The following is a 12,786-nucleotide window of genomic DNA, read 5'->3' on the forward strand; positions in this document are numbered from 1 at the left end:
ACAACACATAGAAGGAAGGAGTCTTTTATAATGAGAGCTTTGGTAGTTGAAGACAATGTGGCACAATTAAATGGTCTGGCAGAGATAATAGAAGAAAGCTTCCCCGACATAGAATGTCTGAAGGCCGCCTGTTATGATGATGCTCTGGCTCTGGCAGATTCGCACAGCATCCAGCTTTTTCTGCTGGATATACAGCTTGGCGCCGACCCGGATAAGGACGGAATAAAGCTGGGAGAACAATTGCGAAGAAATCCGCGTTATCAGACAACTCCTATTTTGTACGTGACAGCTCTTGTAAACGAAGCTCCCAGAGCGATCCACAAGACCAACTGCTACGATTATCTGGTCAAGCCCTACTCACAGCAGGATCTGATAGAATCTGTCTCCAAGCTTCTGAACTTTTCTCTGATCAGGGAGGAACCAATAGAGCTTACCGACAGAGATGGTGTACTTGCCAGGATCAGACCAGACAATATACTATACATTAAATCCGAGCTGCGAAACATGCATGTCCACACAACCACCGGACTATTTATATCCACAGGAACACGACTCTCTGTATTTGCGGACTCTCTTCCATCGTATTTTGCGCGCTGCCACAAGAGCTTTATCGTAAACCTTCATCATGTGGATACCTACGACAAGGTTACCGCCATGGTATCGCTTGACACACCGGACTATCAATGGATACCGGTTGGCCGCAAATATGCCACAGAGTTTGGTCACAGACTTAAGGCTTCCACAACTGCGCACAAACACGTTGAACAGGCTTAGCAATGATAAGGAGTATTTGAAATGCCGAATTCTATAATTGATCTCCTATGCTTTACATTGGAAACAATGAAGGATGTTATTTTTATATCTGCCCTCATCGGAAGAAAATTCCGGGATATGCGCCACCCAATTATTGGAATGGCTGCTTACCTTATACTCGGGAATGCAGTTTCCTTAATTTTCCCAAATGCATTTGGATGGCTGGCATTATGCCTGCTGTCCTATCTCATGCTGTTGTATATTATGAAGACCAGATATTTTTATGTATTGATGGCGTATATTCTTGAATATCTGTATGCGGCTTTTCTTGAGGACATTATCATCATGGGTATGACACGTCTGGGTGTGAACAATGAGATATACCTGTCCATTTCCTGTGCTGTATTTTCATTTCTGATCTCAGTGGCTCTGTGCAGATATGCGCCTATGAACCGTGTGTTCCAAACCTTCATGGGCGGCAGTGGAATTATCAAATTCCTGTCTATTCATTTGTACGTTGTGTATATGATTGAGACTGGGCTGTACAAATTCAGCACCATCGACACCTCGGTGTATATACCTGTGATATCATGCTTTGCGGTTGTGGTCATTCTCTCGGATATCATCATTCTGGGACAGCAGCGAACCATAGGAAAGCAGCAGCACGACCTGGAATGCTTTAAAACCTATCAGCCTATGATGGCTGATCTGATAAAGGATCTGCGAAGCAAACAGCACGACTTTGATAACCATCTGATGGCAGTCAGAATGCTTCCATACACCTATAGGGATTATGAGTCTCTGAAAAATGCCCTGATAAACTATTCGGACAATATGGTATCTGAATACCGTGAGTCTGAGCTGCTTCGCATCAATCTGTCTGTTGTCGCCGGTTTTATATATAGCAAGATGATCAATGCTGAAAAGAACGGAAAGACTCTGAATGTGATAGTCAGACAGCATACGTTGAAAAGCTGTATGCCCGAATATGAGATCATACGTATACTTGGAATATTAATAGACAATGCTCTGGAGGCTGTAGATGTTCCGGGATCTGCCACCCTGTCTCTTGACAGCAGTCAGAACCAGATCATCATAAGTACCATGAACAAAGGTCCTGTGTTGAGCTCTGATCTTAGAAGAAATATGTTTACCTACGGCTACACAACCAAGACCATCGACAAACAGCATCACGGATATGGTCTTCCGAACATGAAAAAACTTGTGGATGAATATGAGGGAAAGATATGTCTGGATAACCGAACCATATCCGGACAGAATTATATTTGCTTCGAGGTGACAGTGTAACGCAGCTCATGCACCTAGAAAACCGGCAGTATACAGTTGAGCTTCAACTGATATACTGCCGGTTTTCTATGCTTATCTATGATCTGCCTGTTACAGCTCTACATCCCAGAAATCCTTGATGGTTGCGAAGTAATCCTCAGGTGTCTCTGCACGGCGGATGAGTTTGAATGAGCCGTCCGGTCTGAGCAGAACCTCTGCTGACTTCAGCTTGCCGTTGTAGTTGTAGCCCATGGCAAAGCCATGTGCTCCGGTGTCGTGGATGACAAGGATATCTCCCATGTCGATCTTCGGAAGCATTCTGTCTATAGCGAACTTGTCATTGTTCTCACACAGTGAACCTGTCACATCATACTTGTGATCGCACGGCTCATTCTCTTTGCCGAGGACTGTGATGTGATGGTATGCACCGTACATGGCAGGTCTCATGAGGTTGACTGCACATGCGTCTACGCCGATGTACTCCTTGTGTGTGTGCTTCTCATGGATAGCTGTTGTAACAAGGTGTCCATAAAGTGCCAGCATGAAACGTCCAAGCTCTGTGAAGATAGCAACATCACCCATTCCTGCAGGTACGAGAACCTCCTCGTATACCTTTCTTACACCCTCGCCGATGACCATGATGTCATTTGGCTCCTTGTCAGGTGTGTATGGGATTCCTACTCCGCCTGAAAGATTGATGAAGTCAAGCTTTACACCTGTCTTCTCCTTGATCTCAACTGCTGTCTCGAACAGGATCTTTGCAAGTGTTGGATAATATTCATTTGTCACTGTATTGCTGGCAAGGAAAGCATGCATTCCAAATCTCTTCACGCCCTTTGCCTTGAGGATCTTGTATGCCTCGATGATCTGATCCTTGGTCATACCATACTTTGCATCACCAGGGTTGTCCATGATGGTGGTTGATATGGAGAACTTTCCGCCCGGGTTGAATCTGCAGCAGATCTTCTCTGGAATTCCTGCTGACTTCTCCAGGAAATCAATGTGTGTGAAATCGTCAAGATTGATGGTTGCGTTAAGCTTCTTCGCAAGCACGAATTCTTCGGCAGGAGTGTCATTGGATGAGAACATGATCTCATCGCCCTTAAATCCCATCTTATCTGACATCATAAGCTCTGTCAGTGATGAACAGTCTGTTCCGCAGCCCTCTTCCTTGAGGATCTTGAGTATCGTTGGGTTTGGAGTAGCCTTTACAGCGAAATACTCCTTGAATCCTTTATTCCATGAAAACGCCTTATAAAGCTTTCGCGCATTCTCTCTGATTCCTTCTTCATCGTAAATGTGAAACGGTGTAGGGATCTCCCTGATGATCTCCTCTGCCTTTGCCTTTGTAATAAATGGTGTCTTCATCTTTTTTTGTCCTTTCTGTGCTGTATTATGGCAAGTATCCTGCATATTATGCGTTGTTCTCCGCTGCAACAAGGTTCTCACTCTTGTGCATCTTACGGAGAAGTGGCTTTTCTATCTTACCTGTAGCATTTCTCGGAACGTGCTCAAATATGATCTTCCTTGGTCTCTTGTATCTTGGAAGTTCTTTACAGAACTCGTTGATCTCTTCCTCTGTGCAAGTCATGCCATCCTTTACCTCTATGATCGCCGCTGTGATCTCTCCGAGACGGGCATCTGCGATACCAATGACCGCAACGTCCTTGATCTTCTCGTATTTGCTGAGGAAGTTCTCTATCTGTACAGGGTAGATATTCTCTCCACCACTGATTATAACATCTTTCTTTCTATCTACAAGATAAATAAATCCATCTTCGTCCTGCATAGCCATATCTCCCGTGTACAGCCAGCCGTCCTTCAGGCACTCCTCTGTCGCCTTTGGATTCTTGTAGTAGCAGGTCATGACACCCGGTCCCTTGAGGATAAGCTCGCCGACTGCGCCCTGCTCGACCTCTGTTCCGTCCTCGTTCACGATCTTCGCCTGCCAGCCATAACCCGGCACGCCTATAGCTCCGACCTTATGTATGTTCTCAACTCCCAAATGTACAGCGCCCGGTCCGATGGACTCTGAAAGACCATAGTTCGTGTCGTACTGATGGTTAGGGAATATCTCTTTCCATTTCTTTATAAGACTCTGTGGTACCGGCTGTGCTCCAATGTGCATCAGTCTCCACTGTGACAGCTCATAATCTTCAAGATGTACATCGCCGTTCTCTATGGCAAGCAGTATATCCTGAGCCCATGGCACAAGAAGCCATACTATAGTACACTTCTCATCACTTACAGTCTGAAGTATAGTCTTGGCGCTTACTCCCTTGAGCAGAACTGCCTTGCCGCCCACTATCAGACTTCCAAACCAGTGCATCTTGGCACCCGTGTGATACAGAGGCGGGATACACAGGAACACATCATCCTTTGTCTGTCCATGATGTACATTCTCGACCTTTGCCGCATGCATCAGGCTCTCATGGTTGTGCAGGATAGCCTTTGGGAATCCTGTTGTTCCGGATGAGAAATATATAGCCGCATCATCACTGTCCTTGATGTCTCTCTTCTCGAATACACTTGAGCAGTTGGATGTCAGCTTGTCATAGTCCTCTGCAAATGTAGGACAATTGCCTCCCACATAGAAGAGGATTCTCTTCTCAGCTATCTCGTCAACGACAGCCTCTATACGTCCGATGAACTCAGGGCCAAATACAAGCACGTCAACATCTGCAAGCTCTACACAGTATTTGATCTCCTCCGCATCGTATCTGAAGTTGAACGGAACCACTATGGCTCCTGTCTTCAATACTCCGAAATATATTGGAAGCCACTCAAGGCAGTTCATCATGAGGATACCTACCTTGTCTCCCTTCTGGATTCCGCGTGATACCAGTAGATTGGCAAATCTGTTTGCCTTCTCGTTGAACACGCTCCATGTGATCTCTCTTCTGTACTGGCATGTAGGATTCGACTCTATGAGCTCATACTCCCTCCATGTAACCCTTCTCGTCTCCTGCACATCAGGATTTATCTCTACCAGAGCGACATCATTTCCATATTCTCTGGCATTTCTCTCTAAGTAATCTGTGATTGGCATAATCGTAACTCCTAACCTCTCTTAATAATTGCTCTTCTTTCTCAATTAAAAGCTTTAACGCGTTAAATTGCACGCTCTTTACAGTATATCCCTCACATGGAAAATATACAATAGGCAATTACATTTGAATACTATCATAAAAAATAGTGCTGATGTATAAATTTTTTATCACTTATACATCAGCACTATTTCTTTTTCATGGATTCATCACTCTACGCATAGAATGATGCCTTGATCATATTGATATAGCTGTTCATCATCTGTGATCCCACAAATGTCGCAATCATCAGGCCAACGCTGAGCGCCGGGCCAAATGCGAAATGATCGTCCTTGCCTTTCTTACGCCTTGCAAGAAGTATCACGCCCTGGCATCCACCAATGATAAGTCCGATGAAGAATGCTATGACGGTTGCCTTCCAGCCAAGGAAGAATCCTGCGGCAAACATGAGCTTGATATCTCCGCCGCCAAATCCATCCGGTATAACCAGCACTATCAGGAACAGAGGAAGACTCACGCAAAGCATTCCAATAAGTCTGCTCACAAGAGAGAGATCTCCGCCTGTCAGTGAAAATCCACCTCTCGTGAATATGGATATAACTCCAAGCACCAGTATGCATACATTCAGCACAAATGGTATCTCCATGGTATCAGCGTCTATGAATGTGATGATAGTCAGCAGTCCAAAGAACAGGAATACCGTAACCGCCTCAAGGCTCACATCAAACTGCCACACCATAAGCACTCCGAACACCCCACCAAGGATCTGTATGAACAGACATCTCGGAGAAAACTTCTCAAAGCTCTTCGGCTTCCCCTTAAAAATATTCTCATTGTTCGGCAGCTTGAGTATGATCTCATTCGCCAGAGTAAACAACACCACCCCAAGTAAAAACGCAACTATATAGGAAATTATATCAGTTGAATTCATAATTAATTACTCCTACCCCTTCTAAAATATAAATATGTCAACACATATTCTTCTAGTCTCATACAACTACATTACAGGTATCTAATATAATAAATATCCTCTCCATAGACAGGTGAGCACCTGTACAACCATCGTTGACAGCATATGAGTTTTAGTATGTTCAACTCAGGGAATTTGAGGCCGCCGGTCCTTAGGTGGCGCCATGAAGGCGGCACCTTAGTACCGCTGCGAGCCGAAATAAGCGGGAGCGACCCTGATTGGACATACTAAAACTCAGATGCGTCATTCTCCAATAGTGCTCACCGTCCGTCACCTACTGCTCACGATGGTCGATGACACGCTGTGTCTTCTTCTCACTTCTAGGCAGCGTTCCAACAGGGACAACAGTAATCTTCGGTGTAACTCCGATCCTTGACTTGAACAGATCTCTGATCTGACGTCCTGTCTGCTCAAAATCTACACGTCCCTCGGCCTCAACTGTAACCAGCATGATATCCTTATTGGCAGGCTCGTCATGGGCTATATTTATGGTGTACTCACTTGGGACTCCATCCACAAGTGCAAGCAGCTCCTCAACCTGACTTGGGAACATATTTACGCCGTGTACCTTGAACATATCATCACTTCTGCCCTTGATGATATCCAGTCTAGGATGCTTTCTTCCGCATGGACACTCACCCGGAATGATCCTTGATATATCGTGTGTCCTGAAACGGATGAGCGGAGCCCCCTCCTTAACCAGAGTAGTGATAACTATCTCTCCCTCCTCTCCGTCAGGGAGAGTCTTTCCGGTCTTCGGATCTATTATCTCTATATAAACATAATCATCCCAATAGTGCATTCCATTCTGGGCATCGCAGCTTATTCCGATACCAGGTCCATAGATCTCTGTAAGTCCATATATATCATACAGCTCTATTCCAAGCTTCTCTTTTATATACTTTCTCTTCTTCTCACTCCAGCGTTCTGAGCCAAATACGCCCTTTTTCAAATGTATCTTATCCTTAAGCCCTCTCTTATCTATCTCCTCGGCAAGAAGAAGTGCGTATGATGATGTTGCTGTGAGAACTGTACTTTCAAGATCGATCATCATCTGTAACTGTTTGTCAGTATTTCCAGGGCCCATAGGAATTACCATGGCACCAAGCTTCTCCGCGCCTGCCTGAAATCCTATTCCGGCTGTCCACAGACCATATCCCGGTGTGATATGTACTCGGTCTTTCTTTGTCACTCCGGCTGTCTCGTAACATCTTGCGAACATGGTTGCCCAGTCATCGACATCCTTTGCTGTATAAGGTATGATAACCGGCTTTCCTGTTGTTCCTGAAGATGAATGGATACGTACCACTTCCTCATCCGGAACAGCCTGTATTCCCAGTGGATAAGCATTTCTCAGATCATCCTTGCTTGAAAACGGAAGCTCCTCAAATGCCTCCTGACTTGTCACATCTGTTATACCAAGTTCTCTGTACTTCTTACCATAATAGCTGTCAGTCTTTACAAGTCTCTTTATCTGAGCGTCCACCTGAGCAAGCTGTGTGTCATTTAACTTCATAATTTTTACTCTCCTTTTTCCCTTCGGTCAGCCCATCGCCAACTACATCTTCATCGCATATTCAAATACTTTCTTGTTCACCTCTACAAACTTCGGATTCACTCCATTCTCAATAGCTGAAATTATATCCGCCTCGTCAAGTCCAAGTCTGCCGCTGGCTGCTGCAATTCCAAGAAGTGCTATGTTGTAGAACTTTGCCGAACCAAATTCACGGCTTATCGCCGCGCCGTCCATGACTATACAATCGCATTTATCCTTCAGGTAGTCAAGCATCGGCTGCGCCTCGTAGCCTGAATTCATGAGCGAGTCAGTCGCCGGTTTCACCGGGACGTTGTTGGTGATGACGATTCCTCCCTTTTTCAGATAAGCCAGATTGCGCACCGCCTCTGCAGGCTCAAACGCAAGTATAATGTCAGCACCGCCCTGGGCTATGAGTGGCGAATACGCCTCACCGATCCTCACATGGCTCGTGACACTTCCGCCTCTCTGCGCCATTCCTATGGTCTCCGCCGAATGTACCGTCTCGCCCTTTGCCATATAAGCCGATGCGATGAGCTTGGACGCAAGAACCGTTCCCTGTCCGCCTACTCCGCAGACCAGAATATCTTTATTCATTGCAAGCACCTCCTATCGCCCCCACCGGACAGATCTGTGAACAAAGACCGCATCCCGTACACAGGCTTTCATCTATCGCCACCTTACCATCCTTCAGGATTATCGCAGGGCAGCCTATCTCTCTGATACATTTCTTACACTGTATACACTTTTCGGATATCTCCATCTTGCCAGACGGCTTGGTGATGGCTATACATGGCGACTTGAAAATGATCGCTTTGACACCTCTGATATCCGCACACTCCTTAACTGCTGCCACGCTCGCCTCAAGATCAAGCGGATCAACAGTGACTATCTTCTTCACTCCGATTCCTTCAAGAACCTTCTGTATACTCACCTTGTCCACGAACTGGCCCATCATATTGCGTCCTGTTCCCGGATGTGGCTGGTGTCCCGTCATGGCTGTGGTCGAATTGTCCAGCACGCACAGGATCATATTTGCATCATTGTACACTGCATTTACCACGCCGGTCATACCAGACGCGAAGAATGTGGAATCTCCCACAAATGCAAAGCACACGCCATCTTCATCCACCCAGTGGAAGCCCTGCGCCATAGTGATTCCGGCTCCCATGCACAGACAGGTATCCACCATGTCAAGCGGCATGGCATTTCCAAGTGTATAGCATCCGATATCTCCGCAGAAATAACTCTTTCTGCCGGCCATCGCCTTCTTTACCGCATAGAATGACGCTCTGTGAGGGCATCCCGCACACAGCACAGGCGGCCTTACAGGAAGTGCCGGTGCATCTGACACATCCACCTGGGAAGTCTTCTCAAGTCCCAGAAAATCGCACAGGATGTCTGCAGCCTTGTTTGTGCTGAGCTCTCCGCTTGTCGGCACATCACCGGTCTGCTTTCCTCTGACATTTATATCCATATGATATTTGCCCGCAAGGCGTAATATCTGATTCTCTATGTATGGGCTGAGCTCCTCAAGACACATGACCTCCGTCACTCCGTCCAGCGCATTCTTCACAAACTGCTCCGGGAAAGGATGTGGGGTCGCTATACGGATCAGCTTCACATCAGGCACGTTCTTGAGTGTCTCCTTTGCGTAGCAGTAGCTGATTCCCGATGCGAATACCGCCTTGCTGCCGCTTCCCTCCACCGTGTTCATGGAGTAGTCGCCAAAGTCATCCCCGATCTCTACATTTCTCTTCTCTATCATGGCATGGTTGGCAAATGACAATCTCGGGAAGATGACCCATTTCTTTGAATCCTTTACAAATCCCTCATATTCCTTTGCCTTCCACTCGTCTTTTACCTCTATAGATGCGTATGCATGACACACTCTTGTTGTCGGCCTGAACAGAACAGGGGTCTTGTATTTCTCCGAGTAGTCAAATGCATCCTGTATCATCTGATATGCCTCCTCAGGAGTCGACGGGTCAAATACCGGGATCCTGCAGAAGTCTGCAAACATCCTTGTATCCTGCTCTGTCTGTGATGATATAGGGCCCGGATCGTCCGCTGACACGATGACCATTCCGCCTTTTATTCCAACATATGCCAGTGACATAAGCGGATCCGATGCCACGTTTAGACCCACCTGTTTCATGGTCACAAGCGTTCTCGCTCCACTGTATGATGCACTTGCGGCAACCTCCATAGCCGCTTTCTCATTTACCGACCACTCCACATGGACTCCGTCATGCGGGTATTTTGCTACTGTCTCCAGTATCTCCGAAGACGGGGTTCCCGGATATCCCGCCACAAGGTTCAGACCCGCCGCAAGTGCACCGAGGGCTATGGCCCCGTTACCCATAACATATTCTTTTCTCATAACAATACTACCTTCCAAGTCATTTATAAATTCTCTTATATTTCGATATTATACCCTCCACAGCTTTCAATGACAACAAATATTCGGGTCAGCAATTAAAACGGGGCATTTTATTAAAATAAAATAATAAAAACGGGGCAAAATAATTTTATAGTAATTGAAAAAACGGGGCAAATAGGTTAAATTGTATTTGGGAGGTATGAATGTATGTATAGAAAAGATTCCAGAATTATTGGAGAATGGCTTGAAAATTCAAATAAAGCATTGTTGGTAACTGGGGCAAGACAGATTGGAAAAACATGGCTTATAAGAAACGAAATTGAAAAGAGCAAATATACCAAGTTTGAGGTCAACTTCATTGATCAACCGGATATGGTATCTTATCTAAATGCAGAAATGAGTGCAGAAGAATTTCTGGTTAAACTGAAAATGATCATGCCCGAAGATTGTAAAGTGCACGAAACGGTTGTTTTTTTTGATGAAATTCAAAAATGCCCAGAAATAGTAACAAAAATAAAATTTCTGGTAGATGAGGGCAGTTATAAATATGTCATGAGCGGTTCACTACTGGGTGTGGAGCTTAAAGGAATTGCTTCTGCCCCAGTCGGGTATCTGACAGTCTTAAGAATGTATCCCATGGATTTTGAAGAATTTATGGTGGCAAATAATGTCTCAGCAACAACCTTGAATATGTTAGAGGATAAATTTAAAACTTCCAGCCCGGTGGATGAATTTATACACAAAAAGCTTCTGGCAATGTTCTTTGTGTATCTTATTGTCGGCGGAATGCCGGATGCTGTCAAAGCTTATATAAATACCAAGGATATTCGGGAAGTCGATAAAGTTCAACGGGATATTACAACTCTTTATAAGGAAGATTTTTCACAATATGAGCTTGAAGACAAAAAGTTAAAAGTGAAATCTATATATGAGATTATTCCGGCTGAGTTGAATAAGCAAAATAAGAAATTTGTATTTACCATGTTGGATAAAGAATTGAAATTTAATCGATATGAAAACAGCTTTTTATGGTTAAAAGATGCAGGCGTGGCGTTGCCTGTTTATAATGTAGATGCGCCGGTAATCCCACTTCTGGCGAGCAAGAGCAGTAATGTGTTCAGACTTTTCTCGAGTGACATCGGTCTGCTGACCAGCGCTTATCCGGCAGAAACTAAAGTTGAGCTGATAAATAAAAACGGGGAAGTCAACAATGGTGCTCATTTTGAAAATGCAGTCGCACAGCAATTGGTTGCCAATGGTTTCGAACCTTATTTCTGTAAAAAGCAGAAAATCGGAGAGATGGATTTCGCAATAGAAATGAATGATCAGGTTGTTCCAATTGAAGTTAAATCGGGAAAGGCTTATAAATCACACAAAGCGTTGGATAATTTTATGAAAGTTCCGGATTATCATCTTGAAAAAGCATATGTTTTATCAATTGGAAACGTGGAGACAGACGGTGCTATAACATACCTTCCAATCTATATGTGCTATTTATTAAGAGAGCAAAAACTGGAACAGATGATCATAGAATTGGATACAACGGGGTTGTAAAATATATATTCTGCGTGACTTTTAACAACATCATAACACACGTGTTGACTCATTCAACAATTAAAAATATAATTACCTAGATACTATATATGACAGTTGTAAAATAGGAGAATAACTATGAATAACAGACCATTTGCAGGAAGAACTGCAGCAGTTATAGATCTGGCAAAGCTCAGAAGCAATATCGCAAATATCAAGGCAAGACTGAAGCCGGGCGTGGAGTTTACCGCCGTCATGAAGGGTGACGGATACAGACACGGCATCGCCGGACTTTACCCAACACTCAAGGAATGTGGCATCGACAGCTACGCAGTTGCCATCTGGGAGGAGGGCAAAATGCTCAGGGACGCAGGCGCAACAGAGTCCGTGCTTATACTTGGAGACACCGCCGATGATATGCTGGATGAAGCAGTAAAGTACGACCTCGACCTGACCTTGTTCTCTCTGGAGGGTGCCGAGAATATGGCTGCCGCCGCAAGACGCGCAGGAAAGAAGCAGAACGTACAGATAAAGCTGAACACAGGAATGAACAGAATCGGATTTCCGGTATGTCAGGAATCATTTGACACTATAAAGAAGATCTGCGAGATGGATGACCTGAACGTAACAGGTATATTTACACATTTTGCAAGGGCAGACGAGGGCGACCACACAAGCGCCAGAAAGCAGCTTGACCTATACCTCCACGCCGTAAATGAACTTGAGAAAATGGGGGTTGTCATACCAAAGCACCACGTAGCCAACAGCCCTGCCATACTGATGTTGCCTGAGGCACAGCTTGATGCGGTGAGATGCGGTGATATCCTCTATGGTCTCACTCCTTCTGATGATTTTGACTGGAAGAATTCAGGACTTCAGGAGATCCTCAGCTGGTACACATACGTTGCCATGGTGAAGGAGGTTCCTGCCGGTTCAGAAATCGGCTACGGCGGAACATTTGTCACCAAAAGGCCTACAAAGATTGCCACTCTGCCTGTCGGATTTGCCGACGGCTACAGCCGCTATCTGTCCAACAAGGGCAAGGTCATCATAAACGGCCATGAAGCGCCAATCATCGGACGCGTGTGCATGGATCAGTGCATGGCAGACATTACAGACATCCCGGATGTAAAGCGCGGCGACACAGTAACCCTTCTCGGCGAGGGCATGTCCATCGAAGACATGGCAAATATGCTCGACACCAACGTGGATGTGATCGTGTGCAACATATCGGTGAGGGTACCTAGGGTTTATATAAATGGGGATGTCTGATCGGCAG

At 45.3% G+C, this 12,786-nt stretch carries 10 protein-coding genes; 4 read left to right on the top strand and 6 right to left on the bottom strand.

Annotation, left to right across the window (positions count from 1 at the left end):
* Positions 1-30 precede the first annotated feature (30 nt).
* The gene (locus tag DWX57_RS06180) at positions 31-774 is read left to right on the top strand and encodes a LytR/AlgR family response regulator transcription factor (protein ID WP_118649477.1); all 744 of its coding nucleotides are present in this window, start codon (positions 31-33) and stop codon (positions 772-774) included.
* Between the two features lie 21 nt (positions 775-795).
* Positions 796-2,061, top strand: coding sequence for a sensor histidine kinase (locus tag DWX57_RS06185; RefSeq protein WP_117549815.1), 1,266 nt, complete (start codon positions 796-798; stop codon positions 2,059-2,061).
* 90 nt (positions 2,062-2,151) lie between these two features.
* Here the strand turns inward: DWX57_RS06185 and DWX57_RS06190 are convergent, their stop codons facing one another.
* From DWX57_RS06190 to iorA, 6 genes are all read right to left on the bottom strand, one after another.
* Complete coding sequence (locus DWX57_RS06190) at positions 2,152-3,408, bottom strand: diaminopimelate decarboxylase (protein ID WP_120123515.1); 1,257 nt, start codon at positions 3,406-3,408, stop codon at positions 2,152-2,154.
* Positions 3,409-3,454: 46 nt separating this feature from the next.
* On the bottom strand, positions 3,455-5,089 hold the full coding sequence (locus DWX57_RS06195; RefSeq protein WP_015534358.1) for a class I adenylate-forming enzyme family protein: 1,635 nt from the start codon (positions 5,087-5,089) through the stop codon (positions 3,455-3,457).
* Between the two features lie 212 nt (positions 5,090-5,301).
* Positions 5,302-6,018 carry a prepilin peptidase gene (locus DWX57_RS06200; RefSeq protein WP_119999360.1) on the bottom strand — a complete coding sequence of 239 codons (717 nt, stop codon included), beginning with the start codon at positions 6,016-6,018 and terminating at the stop codon, positions 5,302-5,304.
* A gap of 313 nt (positions 6,019-6,331) precedes the next feature.
* Positions 6,332-7,573, bottom strand: a complete 1,242-nt coding sequence (locus tag DWX57_RS06205) for a phenylacetate--CoA ligase family protein (RefSeq protein ID WP_120123243.1) — start codon at positions 7,571-7,573, stop codon at positions 6,332-6,334.
* A gap of 42 nt (positions 7,574-7,615) precedes the next feature.
* The gene (locus DWX57_RS06210; protein ID WP_120123244.1) at positions 7,616-8,188 is read right to left on the bottom strand and encodes an indolepyruvate oxidoreductase subunit beta; all 573 of its coding nucleotides are present in this window, start codon (positions 8,186-8,188) and stop codon (positions 7,616-7,618) included.
* Positions 8,181-9,974 carry an indolepyruvate ferredoxin oxidoreductase subunit alpha gene (gene iorA, locus DWX57_RS06215; protein WP_199688728.1) on the bottom strand — a complete coding sequence of 598 codons (1,794 nt, stop codon included), beginning with the start codon at positions 9,972-9,974 and terminating at the stop codon, positions 8,181-8,183. The genes DWX57_RS06210 and iorA overlap by 8 nt, the downstream gene beginning before the upstream one ends.
* A 207-nt stretch (positions 9,975-10,181) precedes the next feature.
* Here iorA and DWX57_RS06220 point away from each other — a divergent pair, with 207 nt between their 5' ends.
* Positions 10,182-11,528, top strand: coding sequence for an ATP-binding protein (locus tag DWX57_RS06220; protein ID WP_119999366.1), 1,347 nt, complete (start codon positions 10,182-10,184; stop codon positions 11,526-11,528).
* Positions 11,529-11,645: 117 nt separating this feature from the next.
* Positions 11,646-12,779, top strand: coding sequence for an alanine racemase (alr, locus tag DWX57_RS06225; RefSeq protein WP_120123245.1), 1,134 nt, complete (start codon positions 11,646-11,648; stop codon positions 12,777-12,779).
* The last annotated feature ends 7 nt before the right edge of the window (positions 12,780-12,786 follow it).

This window comes from Coprococcus sp. AF19-8AC (genome assembly GCF_003603115.1).
GTDB lineage: Bacteria > Bacillota > Clostridia > Lachnospirales > Lachnospiraceae > Coprococcus > Coprococcus aceti.